Raw genomic sequence first — 22,014 nt, forward strand, 5'->3', positions numbered from 1 at the left:
GCCGGGGACCGGGCTACATCTCGGCCGCGCCGACGAGTTCGGCGAACGATGCCACGCCTTGTTTAGCGCACCAGGCGGCCAAGTCGGTGGTTAGTCGGTGACAGGTGCCAGGATCGGCGAAGGTGGCCGTGCCGACCTGGACGGCACTGGCGCCGACGAGCGCGAACTCGACGACGTCGTCGACGGTGGCGACGCCGCCGGCCGCGACGATCGGCAACTCGGGATGACGGGCATGCACATCGGCGACGGCCTTGACCGCGAGTGGATGGATGGCGGGGCCGGAGACGCCTCCGGCGCCGTTGCCCAATCGAGGGCGTCGGGTGACCGGATCGACACTCAGGCCGAAGTAGGTGTTGACCAAGGTGACCGCCTCGGCTCCCGCCTCGGCAGCCGCACCGGCGATGTCGGCCAGTCCGGTACCGACGTTGGGACTGAGCTTGGCCCAGCGAGGGCGACGGCACGCCTCGGTGGCGGCGACGACTGCGGCGGTCGTGTCGGCCGAGTGAGCGAACAACTCGTTGCCCTTCTCGGTGTTGGGGCAGCTGATGTTGACCTCGACCGCCACCACACAGGGCGGTGCATCGGCCAACATCTCAGCGGCCGCCCGATAGTCGTCGACCGAGCGACCCCAGATCGAGGCCACCACGGCGGCACCGACGGCGTCGAGCTCCGGAAGCTCGTCGACCAACCAGGCTTCGACGCCCGGCCCCTGCAGCCCAACGGAGTTGATCATGCCCGACGGCGTCTGGTGCACCCGGATCGGGGCGTTGCCTGCCCATGCAAAGGGTGCAAGCGACTTCACCACCACCGCACCGAGTTCGCTGAGCGCGCCGAACGCCTCGAGTTCGGCCCCGTGTCCCGCGGTGCCTGCCGCGGTCAGAACGGGGTTGCGAAGAGGGACCGAACCCACCGTGGTGCGCAGATCGACCCCGACGGCGTCGCCGGCCCGACGCAGGCGGCGCCCGATCATCCGAGATGCTCGTGGAGTGATTGGATCGACCGAACCACCATGGCGTCGTCGTCCCACTGGGCCAGCCCGCGAGCGGCGGCGAGTGCCGCCGACACCGTGGTGAGCAACGGAACGCCGTTCTGGGCGGCGGCGGTGCGAATGTAGCCACCGTCGGCCCGGGCCCCGCGACCACGCGGGGTGTTGATGACGAGGGACACGCCGTTGGCGGCCATGAGGTCGAGCGCCGTCTTCGGTCGGTCGCTCGGAGCCGTCGTCGGATCGAGGTCGGCGCCTTCGACGATCTTGGCCAGTTCGGTCTCGACCTCGATGCCCGCCGAGCGCAGTGCGGCCGCCGTGCCGGCGGTGGCAGCGAAGCGGAACCCGAGCTCGGCGAACAGCGCAGCGATCTCGAGCCCGGCCGCCTTGTCGCGATCGGCGAGGGACAGGAAGATGACGCCTTGGTCCTTCACCAGATCGTTGCCGGCAGCGAACTGGCTCTTCACGAACGCCAGGCCCGGCGTCACGTCGATGCCCATGACCTCACCGGTCGAGCGCATCTCGGGGCCGAGCAGGGCATCGGAGTTCGGGAACCGGTTGAACGGCAGCACCGCCTCCTTCACCGAGTAGTAGTCGGTGCGCCAGCCGTGCGCAGGGAGGAGACCCTCGGTGCGCAGCTGGCCGAGCGTGGCCCCGGCCATGACACGCGCCGCGACCTTGGCCAGCGGCCGCCCGGTCGCCTTGGCCACGAAGGGCACGGTGCGCGAGGCCCGCGGGTTGGCCTCGATGACGAAGACCTGCCCGGCACCGGTCCCGGTGGCCTTCACCGCGTACTGGACGTTGATGAGGCCCACGACGTCGAGATCTTCGGCGATCCGCCGGGTGTAGTCCTCGAGCACGGCGATCGTGGCATCCGCCAGGTTCGGCGGCGGCAGCACGCAGGCCGAGTCGCCGGAGTGCACACCAGCCTCTTCGACGTGTTCCATGACACCGCCGATGATGGTGTCGCCCGTGGCGTCGCGGATGGCGTCGACGTCGACTTCGATCGCGTCTTCGAGGAACCGGTCGACCAGCACCGGGCGCTCGGCGGACAGGCCACCCTCGCGTCCCAGCGACCCGAGCGATCCGATTGCGGCCATGGCGGAGGCGAGGTCGGCGTCGTCGTAGACGATTTCCATGGCCCGACCGCCGAGCACGTAGCTCGGTCGAACCAGCGCGGGATACCCGATCCGTGTGGCGACCTTGAGTGCGTCGTCGAGGGATCCTGCGGTTCCGCCTGCTGGTTGGGGGATCTCGAGGCGAGCACACAGCGATGACCAGTGGTCGCGGTCTTCCGCCGCGTCGATCGACGCGGGCGACGTTCCCAGCACGAGTTCGGGAGGCAGGACGTCGGCCAGCTTCAGCGGCGTCTGACCGCCGAGCGACACGATGACGCCGATGGGGTGCTCGGCTTCGATGACGTTCATGACGTCTTCGTAGGTGAGCGGCTCGAAGTAGAGCCGGTCGGAGGTGTCGTAGTCGGTCGACACGGTCTCGGGGTTGCAGTTGACCATGACCGTCTCGAAGCCGGCCTCCTGCAGCGCGAAGCTGGCGTGGACGCAGCAGTAGTCGAACTCGATGCCCTGCCCGATCCGGTTGGGACCGGAGCCGAGAATGATGATGCGGTCCTTGGCGCCCGGCGTGACCTCGCTCTCGTCCTCATAGGTCGAGTAGTGGTACGGGGTCTTGGCGTCGAACTCCGCGGCGCAGGTGTCGACGGTCTTGAACGTGGCGACGACACCCGCCGAGATCCGGTGCGCCCGCACCGTCGCCTCGTCGGAATCGAAGAGGTAGGCGAGCTGGGCATCGGAGAACCCGAGCTGCTTGGCCCGCCGCAGCTCACGCCGCCCGAGGTCGCCGATCGATGCGCCTTCGGCGTGGCGGGCTTCGAGGGCGGCACGCTCCTCGACGATGATGGACATCTGATCGAGGAACCACGGATCGACCCGGGTCCGTTCGTAGAGGGTGTCGACGCTGATGCCTCGCCGCAGGAGCTCCGCCAGTTCGAACAGACGGTCGGGCGTCCCGAAGCAGGCCCGATCGAGCAGGTCGGCGTCGGCGATGTCGGCGAACCGGTCCTCCGAGGCCGAGGCGCCCAGGCCGGTGTAGCCCTGTTCGAGCGAACGGCATGCCTTCTGCAGGCTCTCCGGGAACGTCCGACCGATGGCCATCACCTCACCGACCGATTGCATCGAAGTGCCGAGCCGACCCGAGGTCCCGGGGAACTTCTCGAACGCCCAACGCGGGATCTTCGTGACGACGTAGTCGATGACCGGCTCGAAGCTGGCCGGGGTGACCTCGGTGATGTCGTTCGGGATCTCGGGCAGGGTGTAGCCGACCGCCAGCTTGGCGGCGATCTTGGCGATCGGGAATCCCGTGGCCTTCGACGCCAGTGCCGAGGAGCGGCTGACTCGGGGATTCATCTCGATGATGACCCGTCGCCCGGTGGCGGGATCGACGGCGAACTGGACGTTCGAGCCACCGGTCTCGACCCCGATGCGCCGCAGGCAGGCGAACGCGGCGTCGCGCATCTCCTGGTATTCGACGTCGGAGAGGGTCTGGACCGGGGCGACGGTGATGGAATCGCCGGTGTGCACACCCATCGGATCGAGGTTCTCGATCGAGCAGATGATGACCTGGTTGTCGTCGCGGTCGCGCATGACCTCGAGCTCGTATTCCTTCCAGCCCGCAATCGACTCCTCGATGAGGATCTCGGTGATCGGGCTGGCGAGCAGGCCGTTGCGAGCGACCTGTTCGAACTCCTCCATGGTGGCTGCGGTGCCGGTGCCACGACCGCCGAGGATGTAGGCGGGACGGATCACGATCGGTAGCCCGATCTCTTCGATGATCTCGCGGGCCTGGGCCATGCCGAACTCGACGGCTGCGTTCTTGTCGGCCCCCTCACCACGGGCGGTACCGCTGCGCGGCACCTCCATACCGATCTCGATCATGGCGTGCTTGAACCGCTCTCGGTCCTCGGCGGTGGCGATGGCCTCGGCGTCGGCACCGATGAGTTCGACACCGTGCTCGTCGAGGACACCGGCGGCCACCAGTTCCATCGCCAGGTTGAGCGCCGTCTGTCCACCGAGCGTCGGGAGCAGCGCGTCGGGCTTCTCGGCCTCGATGATCTTGGTGAGCACGGCCAGGTTCAGCGGCTCGATGTAGGTGGCGTCGGCGAACTCGGGATCGGTCATGATCGTGGCCGGATTCGAGTTGGCGAGGACGACTCGGTAGCCCTCCTCACGAAGCACCCGGCAGGCCTGGGTGCCCGAGTAGTCGAACTCGCAGGCCTGGCCGATCACGATCGGACCGGAACCGATGACCAGAATGGTGTGCAGGTCGTTGCGGCGGGGCATGCTCAGGCCTCTTTCTCGGTCGAGGTGGCATCGGCCGCAGCCATCAGCGCCTCGAATCGATCGAACAGATACAGCGAGTCGTGGGGACCGGGACTCGCTTCGGGATGGTGCTGCACGCTGAACGCCGGAGCGTCGAGCAGCCGCATGCCTTCGCAGACGCCATCGTTGAGATTGAGGTGGGTGACCTCGGCGATGCCCGCGAGCGACTCGGCGACGACGGCGAAGTTGTGGTTCTGACTCGTCACTTCGACCTTGCCCGTGTCGGCGTCTTGCACCGGGTGGTTGGCACCGTGGTGGCCGAACGGCAGCTTCTCGATCCGAGCCCCGACCGCCAGCGAGAGGATCTGATGGCCGAGGCAGATGCCGAAGATCGGCACCTGTCCGACGAGTTCGCGCACGGCGTCGACTGCGTAATCGACGACCTCGGGGTCGCCGGGACCGTTCGACAGGAAGACGCCGTCGGGAGCCATTGCCAGGACCTCGGCGGCGGAGGTCGACGCCGGCACCACCGTGACATCGCCGAGTTCGGCGAGGTGGCGCACGATGTTGGACTTGATCCCGAAGTCGAAGGCGACGATCGAGCGGTTACCGCCGGTGCTCGGCACCTCGTAGGGCTGGTTGGTGGTGACCTGGGCAACGAGGTCGACACCGTCGGTGCCGGGCTCGGCCTTGGCCGCTGCGAGGAGGTTGGCGACGTCGGCGTCGTAGGTGTCGTCGCCGACCGGCCCGAACGCCCCGGGGAGCGCACCGGCATCGCGAATCAAGCGAGTGAGACGGCGAGTGTCGACACCGGCAATCCCGCTGAGCCCGTGGGCGGTGAGGAATGCCTCGAGGTCGCCCTCGGCCCGGTGGTTGGAGTGACGACGGGCGAGGTCGCGCACGATGACACCGCGAGCGAAGGTGCCCCGGCTCTCGCTGTCGTCGGCACTCACGCCGTAGTTACCGATGTGCGGATAGGTGAAGGTGATGATCTGCCCGGCGTAGGACGGGTCGGTGACGATCTCCTGGTACCCGGCGAGCGCCGTGTTGAAGACAACTTCGCCGGAGGCAAACGGACGGACCTCGCCGTCGAGCGGTGCGCCGATGAGTTCGCCCTCGAAGACCGAGCCGTCGCTCATCACGAGCGCACCCGGCCGCAGCTCACGTGCGGTTGTTTCGCTCATCGAGCCACCGCCGCGCTTGCGTCTGCTGAGATGCTGCGCATCTCGACGGGGGCTGCGTCGATCACCACGAGTTGTCCTCGATACACCGTGTGCCGGACCTTTCCTTTGAGTTGGCGCCCGATGAAGGGCGAGTTCGTTGCGTTGGAGGCGAAGGCCGTCGGGTCGACCGTCCACTCGCACTCCGGGTCGATGATGGTCAGATTCGCCGGCTCGCCGGCCTCGATCGGGCGGCCGTGCCGGTGGTCGAGGCCGGCGATCTCGGCGGGTTGCCACGACAGCAGCGGGACGAGTTCGTCGAGATCGAGCCCGCTGTCGGCCAGTGCGATGGCCAGTGCCGTTTCGAGTCCGATGGCACCCGCCGGCGCCTGGTCGAACGGCCGTTCCTTGGCGTCGGGCGCATGCGGCTGGTGGGCGGTGGCGATGGCGTCGATGGTGCCGTCGGCCAGCCCCGCCCGGACGGCAGCGACGTCGTCATCGCCTCGAAGCGGCGGCTCGATGCGGAATCTCGGATCGTACCCGGCGCACGCGGCATCGGTGAGTACGAGGTGGTGGGGCGAAACCGAGGCCGTGACCCGGACACCATCGGCCTTGGCCCGGCGGACTGCCTCGACCGCACCGGACGTGGACACCTGCAGGTGCAGTCGTGCCCCGGTGAGCGCCGCCAGCGCGAGATCACGCTGGACGAACAGGTCCTCGGCGAGCGACGGCTGTCCAGCGAGGCCGAGGCGAACCGACCAGGGTCCTTCATGCATGACCGATCCCGCTGCGAGTTCGCCGAGCGCTCCGGACTGCATCAGGACGATCGACGAGTCGATGGAATCGGCGTACTCGAGTGCCCGCCGCAGGAGCTGGGGATTCTGCACTCCCCGACCGTTGTCGGTGAAGATCCGCACGCCGAGATCGGCGAGTTCACCGATCGGCGCGAGCTCCGTGCCACGGCGCCCGGCGCTGATCGCGCCGGCTGCGGCGATCTCGCACGACACGCCCACGGCGGCGGATCGCACCATGGCCAACGTCGAGGCCGAGTCGAGGCACGGTTCGGTGTCCGGCATCGCGACCACGGCGGTGTAGCCTCCGCAGGCCGCGGCCCGACTGCCGGAGCGGATGTTCTCGGCCGCTTCGTCGCCCGGTTCCCGCAGGTGGGTGGCCAGGTCGACGAAGCCCGGGGTGATCACGCACCCCGACACGTCGATGACGTCGAGGCCGGTCGCGTCGATTCCGGACTCGACCGCAACCACTTCACCGCCGAGGCGGTCGACAACGACATCGGCACGTCGACGGCCATTGCGGTCGAGCACCGTGGCGTTGGTGAACAGCGTGAGCGCTGAGGCAACCGTTGTCATGCTGCGGCTCCCGGATCGATCTGGTCGAATTGGCCCGGGCCGAGCACGGTGTAGAGCACCGCCATGCGGACCGCCACCCCGTTGGCCACCTGATCGAGGACGGCGCTGCGGGGATCGTCGGCGACCGCCGGGTCGATCTCGACCCCACGATTCATGGGCCCTGGGTGCATGATCACGGCGTCGGGTGCGAGTCGCTTCGCTCGTTCGACGGTCAGCCCGAAGCGATCCCGGTATTCACGGTCGCTTGGCAGCAGCGCCTCGGACATGCGCTCCTTCTGGATGCGCAGGAAGTACGCGACATCGACGTCGGCGATGACGTCGTCGAGCGATGGCGCGACCTCGACCGGCCATCCCTCGAGGGTCGGGGGCAGCAAGGTACGGGGGGCGACGAGCGTGACCTTCGCTCCGAGTCGGGTGAACGCCTCCACGTCGGATCGGGCGACCCGGGAGTGCTGCACGTCGCCGCAGATCAAGATGTGGCGCCCCTCGATCGAACCCAGCCGACGGCGGATGGTGAACGCGTCGAGCATCGCCTGGGTCGGATGCTGGTGCCAACCGTCGCCGGCGTTGATGACCGACGCGTCGGTCCACTGCCGGATCTGTGACGCTGCACCGGAGCTGGCGTGGCGAACGACCAGGGCGTCGATGCCCATCGCGGCGATGGTCTCGATCGTGTCGCGAAGCGACTCGCCCTTCTTCAGCGAGGACGAGCCGGCCGCGAAATTGACCACGTCGGCCGACAGGCGGCGAGCGGCGAGATCGAAGCTGGTGCGAGTTCGCGTGGAGTCCTCGAAGAAGGCGAGGACGATGGTGCGGCCCCGAAGGGCCGGGACCTTCGGCACGTCGCGGTCGAGCACGGTGGAGAACTGTTCGGCGAGGTCGAGGATCGAGGTGAGTTCGGACGCGTCGTGGTCGGCGATGTCGAGGAAGTGGCGCATCAGCGTTCCATCTCGCCCAGTTCGACCCCGTCGAGGGTGGCGTTGACGACCTCGCTCAGTCGGGTCGGCAGGTTCTTGCCGACGTAGTCAGGCCGGATCGGGACCTCCCGATGCCCACGATCGATCATCACGGCCAGCTGGATCGCCCGGGGCCGCCCCTGATCGATGAGCGCGTCGAGAGCGGCCCGGATGGTCCGGCCAGTGAAGAGCACGTCGTCGACGAGCACGACGACGCTGCGTGAGATGTCGAACGGGACGTCGGTGATGGCCTCAGGGAGGACCGGGCGCAGCTTGATGTCGTCGCGATAGAACGCGACGTCGAGCTTGCCGACGGGGACCTCGACCGACTCGATCTGGCCCAACGCCTCGGCGATTGCCTCGGCAAAGGGAACCCCGCCCGTCTGGAGACCGACGATCACCACGTCGGCGAGACCTTCGTTGCGCTCGATGATCTCGTGCGCCATCCGTCGCACCGCTCGGGCCACGGCATCGGCGTCGAGGATCTCGGTCCGAGCAACAAAAACGCCCCCATACGGGGGCGTGCGACGGCGTTCGCGTTCAGCCATGAACGATCCTTTCGGGGCTCCGTGCGAGCCTCACAGGACCCGCTTCACGGACATGTACGCTGGGCACCCTAGCGGGCTAGAGCGACCAGCACACCTGCGCTCGAGCCGAACGCACCGGACGCAGCGACTCGACGAATCCGACGACCGCAGGACCGGCGTCGGGCGACACGTCGGCCACCACGTCACCGCACAGGAGCTGGCGGGCGTGGGCGTAGGCGGCGTCGAACAGCATCGATCCGATCCCGGAACGTCGGGCGTCGGACCGGACGTCGAGGGCCTCGATCCTGGCGGTCGCCGGCGCGTCGGGACGGCGAATGATCGAGCCCCAGATCCAGCCGAGCATTTCGTCGTCGGCACCAAGTGCGACGAAGGCGAACGACAGGCGGTCGGCGACGAACCCGGTGACCCATTCGTCGCTGCGATCGTCGGTCGCTCCGAACGCATCGACGGCCGCCGCGAGCACTGCCCGATCGGACAGCCCGATCTCGCGAATGGCGTGAGCAATCACGACGCGGTCAATAGACCGGCGGGGTACCGGCGACGTCGAGAGCCCGGGCGGCGCCGTCCATGAGCGCCGCGGTGTCGCTGGTGACCGTGATCATCTTGAATCCCTGCGAGCGGCGCAAGTCGACCACGTCGGGCTGGGAGTGGATGCCGGCGATCACGCCGTGACGCTCGCAGGCGGCGAGAATGCGATCGATTGCCTCGACGAAGACGGGCTCGGGGTGGTCGTTGCCGGGGCCGAGCCCGAGCGAGAGGGCCAGGTCGGACGGGCCGACGTAGACGGCGTCGATGCCATCGACGGCGAGGATGTCATCGATCGCCTCGAGCGCTTCGACCGTCTCGATCATGGGAATGACCGCCACCTGGCCGTTGGACTCCTGGTAGTAGCGGCCGCCGAGAGCGGAACCGGCGCGGATCGGGCCGAAACTCCGCCGACCCGCCGGTGGATAGCGGCAGAAGGCCACGGCGTCGGCAGCCTCGGCCACCGAGTTGACCATCGGGATGATCACGCCCATGGCTCCGGCGTCGAGAACCCGACCGATCACGCCCGGCTCGTTCCACGGGACCCGGACGAACGGCATGGCGTTCGACCAGCGCAGCGCCTGGAACGTCGCCAGCATCGTGTCGTAGTCGTTGAGACCGTGCTGCAGGTCGACGTTGATGTAGTGGTACGGCAGCGAACCGAGCATCTCGGCCGTCCGTGGATCAGCGGCGCCGAGCCACAGCCCCAGCGCTTCTTCACCTGCGTTCCAACGGTTCTTGACGGCGTTCTCGATCACCCGCCGAGACTAGACCATCGATGAGCGGGCGTAGTACTCGTCGCTGCTGGCCAGCAAGCCGGCCAAGTCGAGGTCGTTCCCGGAGGCCAGCACGCCGGCCCAGTAGTCCCGACCAGCGGGGTCCGGGTCCCGGTCGAGGAGCTTGCGATAGAGCGCCGTGACCCGGGCCTGACGGCTCTCGAACGACTGGTAGAACTCGAAGGCAACCGAGTGGGAGCCGACGATGTTGGCTTGCCCCGACCAGAACGACCGGCCGCCGGCATCGGCCGACCGGGCGAGCAGCACGCCGTACAGCTGGTTGACCCACTGGTCGTACGTACCACCTTGGCGTTGCACGTACTCGGGGCTACCGTAGAACGAGGCGGCGACTGCGGCGACCGGGACTCGGTTGCGGAGCTGGGCCGACCAGTACGCCCGACCGGCGGGGTCGCCGGTCCGCCCGAGGGTGTTGCGGTAGAGGTCGTCGACCACCACGTTCGTCCATTCCTCGCTGCCGGCGAGCTGGTTGACGAAGGTGAAGCGAGTGGTGCCCGAGTTCAGCTTGGCGTTCCACGAGGCGATCTCGTTGGCAGTGGGGTTACGACCGAGGAAGTCGTTGTAGGCGGCCGTGATGTAGGGCGCATGATCCGATGGCGCTGCGGGCGGACCGCCAACACCGGCGCCGGCCTGCTGCCCCAGCACGATCACGTCGTAGGTGTACGTGCGCTGCTGGGCACCGACCGTCACATTCGACACGGTGACGGTGTAGACCACGTCGGTGGCCGGATTCTTGTCCACCCCCTGCGGTTCCCACACGATGTTCGGGAACGGAGCGGCATTGGCTCGGGTGCTGCGGTGCACCACGGTGCTCGACAGTGGTTGGCCACCACGGCTCACCGTCACATTCGCACTCTCGAAGGTCGCTCCTCGAAGGGTGAACGACCACCGATCGAAGACCAAGGCGCCGGGGTTGTAGCCGCGGACCGGCCAGGCGACGAACCCGTCACCTTCACGCAACGTGGGTTCGCTGGCGAAGGCTCGGTTGGCGTCGATCACCTGCAGGGTGTTCGCCGAGTAGTTGGTCGATGACGAGGGCAGGTCGCCGACGCCGACCTCTTGCAGCGTCGAGTGGAAGATCCATGACCGGTGGCCCGTGCTCACGTTGCTCGCCCCGGGGTCCTGCACGTACCCGTCGATCGCGGCCGGACCGGTCCGGCCCAGGTAGAGGTTGCTCGCCCCGGCCGAGGCCTTGACGGTGCTGTTGAAGCAGGCAAACGAGCTGTCCGGGTTGTGGCTGAGTCGCCCGGTGGCGCTCATCGACACCGCCGCCTGCTGGGCCTGCGCCGACCAGTTCGCGTTCTCCACGACCCCAACGGGCACGCCGGCCATGGCTCGGAAGTAGTTGATCCGCTCGACGACGGCCGTCCGGTAGGCCTGGGATGTCGTTCCTGCATTGCAGGTCGCTCGGTCGCCGGTCCACTCGATGGCCGGTGTCGGTTTCGCATACTCGGTCTCGAACGCCGAGACGACCGCCTGCCGGTCACTGGTGTCGAGCCACGCCCCCGTCGTCTCGGCGCCGGCAACGTCGACCGGGGCCAGACCGAACAATGTCGAGGCGGCGAGTGTCGCCGTTGCGACCGTGCGGAGGAGAGAGGTGCGATTCACCCCATGGTTGTCGGAGACGCATCAGCCCGACTTGAATGACCATCGCGTGACGAAAGTCACACGTTGGCCGGGGAGCTTTGCTCAGGGGCGGAGGTCGGCCGCAATGGCCGAGAGCACGCCGTTGACGAATCGGGTCGACTCATCGGTGGAGTACCGCCCCACCAGGGCAACGGCCTCGGCGAGGATCACGCCGGTGGGCGTATCGGTGGTGATCATCTCGGCCACGGCCATCCGCATGACGAGCCGGTCGATGAGGGGCATGCGGTCGAGCGACCAGCCGCGAGCCCGCTCCGCGATCAGTGTCTCGGCCCGGGTCCGCTGGAGTTCGGAGGCCTTGAGCAGGAGCGCCGCATACGGATCGGGATCGACGACCAGCCCCGCCAACAGGGCATCGGCCCCGATGGCGCGCTGCTCGCTCTCATAGGCCAGCTCGATCGCTCGTTCCCTGGCGTCTCGCCGGGTCTGTGCCAGCGGATTGTTCACGCGCGGGTGATGTATTCGCCGGTGCGGGTATCGACCTTGATCCGCTCACCGGGTCCGACGAACAGCGGCACCTGCACCACGAGCCCGGTTTCGAGCGTCGCCGGCTTGCGGGCCCCCGACACCCGGTCGCCCTGGACGCCGGGTTCGGTCTCGGTGATCGCGAGCTCGACCGACGACGGCAGGTCGACACCGACGATTTCGTCGCCGAAGGTCAACAGCGTCACGGTGGAGTTCTCGACGAGATAGTTGACGGCGTCACCCAGTGATTCGCCCGGAACGTTGCGCTGGTCGTAGGTCTCGTTGTCCATGACGACATAGTCGTTACCGTCTCGGTAGAGGAACTGCTGGGTCCGCTTGTCGATGAACGCCCGCTCGACTCGTTCACCAGCTCGGAAGGTCCGATCGACGACCGCGCCATTGCGCACGTTCTTGAGCGTGGTGCGGACGAATGCCCCGCCCTTGCCCGGCTTGACGTGCTGGAACTCGACGACGCTCATGAGGTCGCCCTCGAGTTCGAGGGTCATGCCGTTCTTCAGGTCATTCGTGGTGATGTTGGCCATGGGAGGAGTCCTCGCTGCGGTTCGCTCGTGCAACTGCCACCGGGTCGAGACCCTTCGGGCAATGGGTGATGGGGACACACCCGGTGTCGGTCACGACGACGGTGTCTTCGACGCGCACGCCTCCGAAACCCGGAAGGTAGGCGCCCGGTTCCACCGTGACGATCAGACCGGCGGTGAGGATACCCACGGACCGAGCCGACAGGATGGGTTGCTCGTGGATCTCGAGCCCGAGACCGTGGCCGGTACCGTGGACGAACGCATCGGCCAGGTCGAACTGGGCGAGCACGTCACGGCAGGTCGTGTCGATCGACCGCTGGTCGGCACCGGCCCGGACGGCGGCGACACCGGCCGCCTGTGCCGCTGCCACGGCATCGTAGAGACGCTGTTGCTCGGCCGTTGGCTCGCCACCGGCCACGAAGGTTCGGGTCATGTCGCTGCCGTAGCCGTCGACCTTGGCGCCGAAGTCGATCACCACCAGATCGTCGGCCTCGATGGTCCGCTCCCCCGGCCGGTGGTGCGGCAGCGCGGCGTTGGGACCGGAGGCGACGATGGTCTCGAAGCTCACATCGTCGGCACCGTGCTGGCGCATCGCATGGTCGAGGGCCATGGCGAACGCCCGCTCGGTGGGTCGTTCGGCAAAGAGTGCAAGGGTGGCGAGCAGCGCCCGATCGGCGATGGCCGAGGCCCGTTCGAGTCGCGATCGCTCGCCGGGATCCTTGTGCCGACGCAGCCCTTCGACGAGGCCGCGAGTGGGGACCAGTTCGGCGTCGCTCAGCTCGGCCTGGTAGTCGCTCAGCGTGCTCCACACCAGGTGGTCGGCTTCGAGACCGACTCGGTCACCGCGACCGATGGTCGAGGCGACGAGCGTGGGCACCTGGGTCACCGTGATCTCGACAGCGGCATCGACGCCGTTGGCCGCCAGCTGCCGATGGGCTTGCTCGTCGTAGCGCCCATCGGTGATGAGACGGCACTCGTCGGGTCCGACCATGAACGTGCCGTTCGAACCGGTGAAACCGCTCATCCAGCGGATGTTCACCGGCTTGGTGACCACGAGCCAGTCCACGCCGAGTTCGGCCATGGCGCTCCGCACCCGAGCGACCCTCGACGCGACATCGCACGGGACGAGCTCGGGCAGGCCGCTGCGATCGATGCTGGCACCCTGCTCGCTCACTGGCGCATCCGATCGAGCGCAGTGAGCAACAGGTCGGGATCGTCGATCACCACCGGTTCGACGCCGTTGGGTCCGTCGAGCACGAAGGTGACGCCGTCGAGTGCCTTCTTGTCGCGAGCGAACAGGGCGATCAGCTCATCGTGGTCGGCGTCGTCGGGGACGGTGGTGACGAGGTCGTACCCGCTCACGACCACACGATGCTGGGCCAGGCGGTCGTCGTCGATGCGGCCGAGCAGGCGTGCGAGCTCACCGGCGTAGACGAGGCCGATGGCGACCGCCTCGCCGTGGCGAAGGTCGTAGCCGGCGGCCGTTTCGAGCGCATGGGCCAGCGTGTGGCCGTAGTTGAGGATCGCTCGCAACCCGCCCTCGCGTTCGTCGGCGGCGACGACGTCGGCCTTGATCCGCACCGAGGCGGCGACTCGTTCGACCAGGGTCATCGATTCGAAGGTGCGACCACGCAGGCAGTGGTGCGCGATCGTTCCCTGCTCACCCAGGGATGTGCCGCCGAGGAAGTGGTACTTCGCCATCTCGCCGAGGCCCGCCCGATAGTCGCGGGGCGGCAGCGTGGCGAACAGGTCGGTGTCGCACAGCACGGCCGACGGCTGCCAGAACGCCCCGACGAGGTTCTTGCCTTCGGGAAGGTTCACCCCGCATTTGCCCCCGATCGACGCGTCGATCTGACCGAGCAGTGTGGTACTGACGTGCACGACGGGAATGCCCCGGTGATACGAAGCAGCGGCGAAGCCACCGAGGTCGGTCACCACTCCCCCGCCGACGGCAATCACCACGTCGTTGCGGTTCATTCCCCATTGGGCGAAGCCGCGCACGAGAGACTCGAATTCGGTGAGGGTCTTGGCCCGTTCACCGTCGGGCACGTGGAACACCCGGTGTTCGATACCGGGATCGACCTCGAGGCCGATGTTCTCCTGGGTGACGATGGCAGCCTTGCGAGCGGAGGGCGGCACGACACCGGCGAGTTCGCGGCTCGCACCGGGCCCGATCAGTACGGGATACGACCGGCCGTCGCCCAAATGCACCGTCTCGCAGATCAGACCGGAATCGTGAGTCATCCGCTCAGGCTAGTGGGGCCCCGATCGCCGACAGGCTCGGATCGGAGTACACGATCAACACCAGGGCGCCGAGCACCAGGAACGGACCGGCCGGCAGCTCGACCTTCAGACCCTTGCCCATCACCTTGCCGTACAACACCCCGAGCACACCGAGGGTGAAGAAACCGACCAGCAGGGCGTAGAGCACCATCATGACGGCGGTGAGCGAGTCGGCGGCCACCCATCCCATGGCGAGGCCGAGCGTCGGCGCCAGCTTCACGTCGCCGAGGCCGAGTCCCGGCGGGTAGACGATGAAGGCCAGGCCGAGGATCCCGAGATACGTGAGCGCGCCGATGAGCGCGGGGTAGATGCCATCGGCGTGGTCATTGGGGCCCGACAGGACGAGCACACCGAACAGGGCGGCACCGAGGGTCGGATAGGTCAAGATGTTGAGCAGCAGCTTGTGTTCGAGGTCGATGATCGACATTGCGACGAACGACACGAATAGGAGCAGGTAGGGCACCAGGATCCAGGAGGCGCCGAACCGAGCCCCCATGAAGGCGAAGCACGCGGCCAGGGCAAGATCGGTCACCGGGTAGCGCCAACGGGGATGTGTCGGGTCGGTCGGGCAGCGCCGGAACCACGAGGCGACGGGGACGAGCGAGGCGGAACCGAGCGAGGCGGAACAGCGCTGGCAGCGATGTTCCAACACCGGCGTCTCACGCTCGACCGCACGGTCGACGACGATCCCCACCAGGGGGCCGATGATCAGACCGACGGTGCCGAGCACCATCGCCAGCACCAGATGCGACGACACGTTGGTCAGCTCTCGTCTCGCAGGTATTGCATGAGGAGGCTGCCGTCGTCCTCTTCGTCGTCGACGCCACGGTCGGCGACTTCGAAGTCATACCGCTCGGTCCCACGACCCGACAGCAAGCGACGGGCCTCGGCCCCGTCGACCCGCTCCGACCCGACGAGGTCGGCCGGTGATGGCGGAGCCGGAGGCGGTGGGGTCGGCGCGTCGAACTGCTCGAACGCCGCCGGTGGAGCCGGGGGCGGGGGCGGCGGCAGTGCGTCGGAGGCTCGGCGCATGAGGCCCGACCTGGGGTCGACCGCCGGCGGATCGGGCCGGAACGAGAACTCGTTGACATCGAGTGGCGCCGACGCCTCGGCCTCGTCGGGTTCCTCGCCGAGGTCGGCAACGGTCGCTTCGGCGATCGAGTCGTGATCGGCGTCGTCGCCGAGCGGATTCCAGGCTCGCTCGCCCGGATCGAGGAAGCCGGCGTCGGTGGGCGTGGCGACCGGGGCCTCGCCGAACGCATCGGCGCCGAATCGGTCGCCCGGGTGCGGCGGCGTCGCCGGAGCAGCCTCGGCAGGCGGAGCGATGTGTGCTGTCGGTGCAGCCTCAGCCACCGGAGCGGCTGCGGCGACGTGAGCGGAAGCGGTCGCCGGAGCAACGGGTGCGGCGTGCTCGGGCGCCACCGGGGTGGGGGCAGCATCGAACGCGCCAACACTCGCCGGCGATGCGATCTCGTCGGTGGTCAGGCCGGCCGGGGCGAGCCCGAAGTCGTCGGAATCGGTGGCCAGTGCGTGATCGCTCGTGGAGGCCGAAGCCGCATGAGGCGGGGCGATCGTGATCAGCGACCGTTCGACGAGGAGCTTGACCCGGCGGCTGCCCTCGACCTCACCGAGACCGAAATGCTCACAGACCGACCCGACCTCGGTGCCGGCACCGATGGCCATGAGCAGATCCCATTCGGCCGCCGTGATGGTCATCTCGGGGGCGGGAAGGCTCGAGACCGGGGCGATCACGTGGGCCAGTGACGGAACGACTGCTTCGATCTCACGCCACTGCGTGAGACGGTCGAAGGCGGCTTCGAGCACCGTGGCGACATCGGTCGCGGGTGCCGCCTCGGTTGGGGTCTCGTCGGAGTTGAACGAGAAGTTGCCGGTGTTGAAGCGGAGCAACTCGAACATGGTCTCGTCGATGGGACCGGCCGCGTCGGCACGGGACGCCTCGGAGCCGACGAGCTTGCCCGACACCAGCCACAGCGAGCCCGAACCACGATCACCGGTGATCCGCATGCGACCGGTCTTCGCCGTGTCGGCGAGGAGACCGAGGACTTCGTCGAGTCCGAAGTTGTCGAGTGATCCTTGGAGCATGTCGCGCCGTGCCCTTCGCTACTGAGGTGACGAACGAACTGTAGGTGAACCGACAGACACGTTCGGGTGATGGTCACCCTTTCGGCCCGAGTCGTTCGGCTTTGAGCGTCTCATCGACGAAATCGGACGTCAACGGTCATCGTCGGGGGCCGAATCCGTCCCTGCTGCCCGCGCCCCAGCTGCCTGCGACATCGCTGCTATCGGCGCGCGGACGCCGGTCCAGTGCTCGAACTGGGCGACGGCCTGGTGGACCAGCATCGGCAGGCCGCCCATGGTCGGCACCCCCGCAGCAGCGGCGTCGGCGAGCAGACGAGTGATCAACGGCGAATAGACGATGTCGGCGACGAGTTTCTGTCGGCCGAGCAGCGAGGCGTCGATCGGGCTCCGATCCGGCGCAGGACCGCCGTCCATCCCCACCGAGGTGGTGTTCACGACGATGTCGGCCGTTCGCACCTCGCCAACATCGGCCACCGATGCCACGTTGGCCAGCGCCGCGGCCGAGTGAGCGGCCGATTCGGTTCGGTTGACGATGCCGATCGCAGCGGCGCCGGCGCGTCCGAGCGCCTCGACGATCGATCGAGCCGCTCCCCCGGCCCCGAGGACCACGACCGTCGAGCCCTCGATCCGAAGGTTGGTCTCGGCATGCACGGCGGCGACGCACCCGTCGCCATCGGTGTTGTCCCCGACGAGTTCTCCGTCTTGCCGGTACACGCAGTTGCACACCCCGAGGGCGGCCGCGGCCGGTGTGTGTCGGCTCAGTGCAGCGAAGACGTCGGCCTTGTGGGGCATGGTCACCGACAGTCCCTCGATGCCGAGCACCTCCATCGCAGCGACGGCGTCGGCGGCGCAGCCGGCCTTCACGGGCAGCGCCACGTACCGCCAATCGAGCCCGGCAGCGGCGAACCCGGCGTTGTGGATCGCCGGCGAGCGGGAATGTCGAACGGGATCGCCGATCACGGCGGCCAGCCGGGTGGCTCCGCTGATCGGCAGCGCGAAGTCCGGCGTCGGTGACGAGCCGGTCAGCACAGACCCTTCTCTTGACAGATGGCCTTCGCTGCGAGGAACTCCTCTTCCGTGGTGGCGAAGGTCTGCGTCCCGTCTTCTCCGGTGAGCACGTAGTACATGTAGTCGGTCTCGGCCGGCTGCAGCGCCGCGGCGAGCGACGCCGCTCCCGGTGAGTTGATCGGCGTCGGCGGGAGTCCGGTGTTGAGACGGCAGTTGTACGGACCCTCGGTGTCGAGGACCTCCTGCGTCAGCTCGACGCCCCGTTGACCGGTGCCGTAGACACAGGTGGCGTCGATGCCGAGGATCCAGCCCTCACGAAGGCGGTTGTAGATCACCGAGGCGACGAGCGGCCGTTCCTCCGGCAGCGCTGCCTCGGCCTCGATCAGCGACGCAACGATGAGCACGTCATAGGCGGAGTAGCCGAGGATCGAGTCGGCAGCGCCGAAGCCGAGTTCGCCCGTGACCTTCGAGAACTCGTCGGTCATCTTGAGCAACACCTCTTCGGCGGTGTCGTCGGTGTTCACCTCGTAGGTCTCGGGGTACAACAACCCCTCCCACGACGACACACCATCGGGTCGATAGCGAGCAGGGACCCGCCCGCTGTCGAGCGCGTCCCGCAGATCGGCCTCGGTCACGTTGTCGAGCTGCGACGCGATCGACGCCAGGACTTCGTGTTCCCACAAACCCTCACGCACGGTGAACCGAGTGGTCTCGTGCGGCTTCGGTCCGGCATTGAGGACGGCGATCGCCTCCTCGACCGAGGCGTTGGTCGGCATGGTGTACTCGCCGGCCTGGAAGTTGCCTTCATCTTTCGCCCGGGCGTAGTAGCGGAAGAAGGTGCTGTTGGGGATGACCTCGAGATCTTCGAGCTGGCGAGCGATGTCGGCGGTGGTGGCGCCGGCAGGAACGACCAGCGCAATCGCCTCTCCCGGCTCCCCGGGCGGGTCGAGCTGCTCGTCGAACCAGGTGCGGGCCCGGCTGTAGGCCATCCACAACACCAGCGCGATCAGCCCGAAGACGATGAAACCCCGCGCCAGACGGAACCACACACCATGGACCCTGATGGGGGCCTCGTCGTCCCATCCCAACAGGTCTCGCTGCCGTGCGACATCGTCGGCGTCGCGCTGGGTCGGACTGTCCGGATCGTAGACCTTCACACCGACATCGTAGGACCCCACGTACCGACCGCAGTGTCATCGCTGCGATCTCGACCGCAGTGTCATCGCCGATCGCAAGATCGCAGTGTCACGATCCGGCGTCAGCGTCGGTCGAGCCACGCCTGCAGCAGCACCGACGCGGCAACGGCGTCGACAAGATCTTTGCGCTTGCGACTGACGACCCCGGCACTGGCCAGCTGCTGGTGTGCCGTCACGGTCGTGAACCGCTCGTCGATCTCCTCGACCGGTACCTCGAGCCGTTTGCGCAGCCCGCGAATCTCGCTCCGCACGAGCGCGACCGCCCGACCCTCATCGCCGTCGAGCTGCAGCGGGAGACCGACCACGACCACCTCCGCTCCGGTTTCCTCGACCAACTCGGCAATGCGTCCGTGCTCGACAGTGCGGTCACCGACGCGCTTGATCAATTCATACGGCGTCGCCAGCAGTCCACCGGAGTCGCTGAGGGCGACACCGATTCGCTTCGAACCGAAGTCGATCCCCAGCGCTCGCACGCTCAGGCGATCCCCGCCGCTGCTCGCGCCAGGTCGAGCGCCGCGTCGATGCCCGAAGGATCCTTGCCACCGGCCATGGCGAGGTCGGCGCCGCGGCCGCCGCCTCCCTTGATCTGCTTGGCGCCTTCGGCGATGAGCGCGCCGGCATCGAGCCCGGAGTCGGGCGTGACCGCAGCAAGCAATGCCGCACCGCCACCCGGAGGTGCCGTGGCCAACACGACGGCGCGGATGCCCTCGTGGTCGCGAACGGCCACCGCGAGCTCGCGCAGATCGTCGCGTTCCAGGCCGGGCACCGAGGCAACGACCACGCCGTCGACCGCTTGCTCGACCAAGCCAGCCGACTGGCCGACGGCCAGCTGCTGCTTCAACGCCGCGATCTCGGCCTGCAGGGACTTGTTCTCGGCCAGACGCTTCTCGATCCCCTCGAGGAGGTCACCACGGGGCACGTTGAGCAGGTCGGCGGCCGTCCCGACCACCTGCTGCTCGGTCCGCAGAAGGTCGACGGCGCCCGCACCGGCAACCGCCTCGACCCGACGCAGGTTCGACCCGATCGAACCCTCGCTGACGATCTTGACCAGACCGATGTCGCCGAGCGCCTTCACATGGGTACCGCCGCAGAACTCGAGCGACGGCCCCGCTTCGAGCACCCGGACCCGATCGCCGTACTTGTCGCCGAAGAAGGCGATGGCGCCCATGGTCTCGGCCTCGGCCTTCGAGACCTCGGGGTGCTGGACTGCCGGATTGAGCAGCAGCTGCGCGTTGACCAGGTCTTCGACCTGCGCGATCTCCTCGGCGGTGAGCGGCTCGTGATGAGCGAAGTCGAAGCGCAGCCGGTCGGGTGCGACCATCGAGCCTTGCTGCTTCACCCGATCGCCCAGCACTTCGCGCAGCGCCCAGTGGATGATGTGAGTGGCGGTGTGGTGGCGCCGGATGGCGTCGCGGCGGGCGACATCGATCGAAGCGGTGGCTTCCTGACCGGCGAGGATTTCCCCTTCGGTGATGCGGACCACATGACGGTGCACACCGGGAACCGCGTAGATCGTGTCGAGCACCTGCGCCGTGCCGGTCGACGTGGTGATGGTGCCGGTGTCGCCGATCTGGCCGCCGGACTCGGCGTAGAACGGCGAGCGGTCGAGGAAGATCGACACCAGGTCGGTGCCGATACCGGTGACGGCGAGGACCCGAGCCGAGACATCGACGAGCTCGTCTCGCCCGACGAAGTCGGTGACCCCATTGGCCTCGAGCAGCGCCTGGACCTGTTCGAAGTCGGCCGCCTGCACGACGCCCTTGCGGGATGCCTTGGCCCGCTCCCGCTGCTCGGCCATGTCGGCGTCGAAGCCAGCCCGGTCGACGGTGAGGCCCCGCTCCGCGACGACCTCTTCGGTGACCTCATAGGGGAAGCCGTAGGTGTCGTGGAGCAGGAAGGCGACGGAACCGGGCACGACGCCGCCCCGCTCGATGCCCTCGATCTGGTCGTCGAGAATGCGCAGGCCGTTGGCGAGCGTGCGCCGGAACTGGGTTTCTTCTCGCTCCACCACGTCTCGCACCAGCGCATGGGTGGTCACGAGCTGGGGATAGTCGTCGCCCATGATCTCGACGACCGCGTCGACGAGCTGCGGGGTCACGAGCGACTCGACGCCGAGGAGGTAGGCGAAACGCACGGCGCGTCGCATGATGCGGCGCAGCACGTAGCCGCGGTCTTCGTTCGAGGGGAACACCCCGTCGGAGATCAGGAAGGTCATGGTGCGGGCGTGCTCGGCGAGCACCCGGAGCGCGAGATCGGCGTCGGTGTCGGCGCCCAACTGGTAGCCCGTGGCCTTCGACGCGACATCGATCAGCGCCGCCATCTCATCGATCTCGAAGACCGAGTCCTTGCCCTGAAGGACCGAAAGGATGCGCTCGAGTCCGGCGCCGGTGTCGATCGACGGTCGGGGCAGCGGCTTGGATTCTCCCGACTCGTCGGTCTCGAACTGCATGAACACGAGGTTCCAGATCTCGACGTAGCGCTCGTCGGCTTCGGGATTGGCCGGTCCGCCCTCTGGGCCGTAGGCCGGGCCCTTGTCCCAGAAGATCTCCGAGCACGGTCCGTTGGGACCGGTGTCGGCCATACGCCACCAGTTGTCGTCGCCCAGACGTTGGATGCGCTCGCGGGGAACGCCGACGGTTTCAGCCCAGATCTCCTCGGCCTCGTCGTCGGTGTGGTGAACGGTCACCCACAGTCGTTCAGGGTCGAGTTGCAGCACCTCGGTGAAGAAGGTCCAGGCATCGGGGATGGCCCGCTCCTTGAAGTAGTCACCGAAGCTGAAGTTCCCGAGCATCTCGAAGAACGTGAGATGGCGTGAGGTGCGACCGACCTCGTCGAGGTCGTTGTGCTTGCCGCCGGCCCGGACGCACTTTTGCACCGAGACCGCTCGGGGATGCGGTGGCACCTCCTCGCCGACGAAGTACGGCTTGAACGGCACCATGCCCGAGTTGGTGAACAGCAGGGTCTTGTCGTGGGGAATCAGGCTCGCCGAGGGGATCAGCAGATGATCGCGCTCGATGAAGTAGTCGGTGAATACGCGTCGCAGTTCTCGAGCCTTCATAGAACGGTGAAGTGTAGGCATTTGGCCTGGCGGTCGGTAGTACGTTTCCTC

19 protein-coding genes are annotated in these 22,014 nt (G+C 67.8%); all 19 read right to left on the minus strand.

The window, feature by feature from the left end; translation table 11 throughout:
- Window positions 1–13: 13 nt before the first annotated feature.
- Entirely contained in the window at window positions 14–970 is a 957-nt protein-coding gene (locus tag R2733_25035; GenBank protein ID MEZ5379783.1) for a dihydroorotate dehydrogenase, read from the minus strand.
- On the minus strand, window positions 967–4,341 hold the full coding sequence (carB, locus tag R2733_25040; protein MEZ5379784.1) for a carbamoyl-phosphate synthase large subunit: 3,375 nt from the start codon (window positions 4,339–4,341) through the stop codon (window positions 967–969). The genes R2733_25035 and carB overlap by 4 nt, the downstream gene beginning before the upstream one ends.
- A gap of 2 nt (window positions 4,342–4,343) precedes the next feature.
- Window positions 4,344–5,504 carry a glutamine-hydrolyzing carbamoyl-phosphate synthase small subunit gene (gene carA, locus R2733_25045; GenBank protein MEZ5379785.1) on the minus strand — a complete coding sequence of 387 codons (1,161 nt, stop codon included), beginning with the start codon at window positions 5,502–5,504 and terminating at the stop codon, window positions 4,344–4,346.
- Complete coding sequence (locus tag R2733_25050) at window positions 5,501–6,847, minus strand: dihydroorotase (protein MEZ5379786.1); 1,347 nt, start codon at window positions 6,845–6,847, stop codon at window positions 5,501–5,503. The genes carA and R2733_25050 overlap by 4 nt, the downstream gene beginning before the upstream one ends.
- Complete coding sequence (locus R2733_25055; GenBank protein ID MEZ5379787.1) at window positions 6,844–7,785, minus strand: aspartate carbamoyltransferase catalytic subunit; 942 nt, start codon at window positions 7,783–7,785, stop codon at window positions 6,844–6,846. The genes R2733_25050 and R2733_25055 overlap by 4 nt, the downstream gene beginning before the upstream one ends.
- A complete protein-coding gene (pyrR, locus tag R2733_25060; GenBank protein MEZ5379788.1) occupies window positions 7,785–8,351 on the minus strand; it encodes a bifunctional pyr operon transcriptional regulator/uracil phosphoribosyltransferase PyrR in 567 nt (188 codons plus the stop codon). Before pyrR ends, R2733_25055 begins: the two co-directional genes overlap by 1 nt.
- A 76-nt stretch (window positions 8,352–8,427) precedes the next feature.
- The gene (locus R2733_25065) at window positions 8,428–8,859 is read right to left on the minus strand and encodes a GNAT family N-acetyltransferase (GenBank protein ID MEZ5379789.1); all 432 of its coding nucleotides are present in this window, start codon (window positions 8,857–8,859) and stop codon (window positions 8,428–8,430) included.
- 7 nt (window positions 8,860–8,866) lie between these two features.
- Complete coding sequence (locus R2733_25070) at window positions 8,867–9,634, minus strand: aldolase/citrate lyase family protein (GenBank protein ID MEZ5379790.1); 768 nt, start codon at window positions 9,632–9,634, stop codon at window positions 8,867–8,869.
- A 9-nt stretch (window positions 9,635–9,643) separates the two neighbouring features.
- Window positions 9,644–11,278 (minus strand): DUF4214 domain-containing protein, encoded by a 1,635-nt coding sequence (locus R2733_25075; protein MEZ5379791.1) that lies wholly within the window; start codon window positions 11,276–11,278, stop codon window positions 9,644–9,646.
- Window positions 11,279–11,359: 81 nt separating this feature from the next.
- Window positions 11,360–11,761, minus strand: coding sequence for a transcription antitermination factor NusB (gene nusB, locus R2733_25080; protein MEZ5379792.1), 402 nt, complete (start codon window positions 11,759–11,761; stop codon window positions 11,360–11,362).
- Window positions 11,758–12,321 (minus strand): elongation factor P, encoded by a 564-nt coding sequence (gene efp / locus R2733_25085; protein MEZ5379793.1) that lies wholly within the window; start codon window positions 12,319–12,321, stop codon window positions 11,758–11,760. The genes nusB and efp overlap by 4 nt, the downstream gene beginning before the upstream one ends.
- Entirely contained in the window at window positions 12,299–13,492 is a 1,194-nt protein-coding gene (locus R2733_25090) for a Xaa-Pro peptidase family protein (protein MEZ5379794.1), read from the minus strand. Before R2733_25090 ends, efp begins: the two co-directional genes overlap by 23 nt.
- Complete coding sequence (locus R2733_25095; GenBank protein MEZ5379795.1) at window positions 13,489–14,562, minus strand: 3-dehydroquinate synthase family protein; 1,074 nt, start codon at window positions 14,560–14,562, stop codon at window positions 13,489–13,491. Before R2733_25095 ends, R2733_25090 begins: the two co-directional genes overlap by 4 nt.
- Before the next feature lie 4 nt (window positions 14,563–14,566).
- A complete protein-coding gene (locus R2733_25100) occupies window positions 14,567–15,358 on the minus strand; it encodes an A24 family peptidase (protein MEZ5379796.1) in 792 nt (263 codons plus the stop codon).
- 5 nt (window positions 15,359–15,363) lie between these two features.
- Window positions 15,364–16,704 (minus strand): DUF4388 domain-containing protein, encoded by a 1,341-nt coding sequence (locus R2733_25105; protein MEZ5379797.1) that lies wholly within the window; start codon window positions 16,702–16,704, stop codon window positions 15,364–15,366.
- A gap of 129 nt (window positions 16,705–16,833) precedes the next feature.
- A complete protein-coding gene (aroE, locus tag R2733_25110; protein ID MEZ5379798.1) occupies window positions 16,834–17,730 on the minus strand; it encodes a shikimate dehydrogenase in 897 nt (298 codons plus the stop codon).
- Window positions 17,724–18,866 carry an endolytic transglycosylase MltG gene (gene mltG, locus R2733_25115; GenBank protein MEZ5379799.1) on the minus strand — a complete coding sequence of 381 codons (1,143 nt, stop codon included), beginning with the start codon at window positions 18,864–18,866 and terminating at the stop codon, window positions 17,724–17,726. The genes aroE and mltG overlap by 7 nt, the downstream gene beginning before the upstream one ends.
- A gap of 101 nt (window positions 18,867–18,967) precedes the next feature.
- On the minus strand, window positions 18,968–19,378 hold the full coding sequence (ruvX, locus tag R2733_25120; GenBank protein ID MEZ5379800.1) for a Holliday junction resolvase RuvX: 411 nt from the start codon (window positions 19,376–19,378) through the stop codon (window positions 18,968–18,970).
- Window positions 19,379–19,380: 2 nt separating this feature from the next.
- On the minus strand, window positions 19,381–21,963 hold the full coding sequence (alaS, locus tag R2733_25125; protein MEZ5379801.1) for an alanine--tRNA ligase: 2,583 nt from the start codon (window positions 21,961–21,963) through the stop codon (window positions 19,381–19,383).
- Window positions 21,964–22,014 lie beyond the last annotated feature (51 nt).

Source organism: Acidimicrobiales bacterium (assembly GCA_041394265.1).
GTDB lineage: Bacteria > Actinomycetota > Acidimicrobiia > Acidimicrobiales > SZUA-35 > JBBQUN01.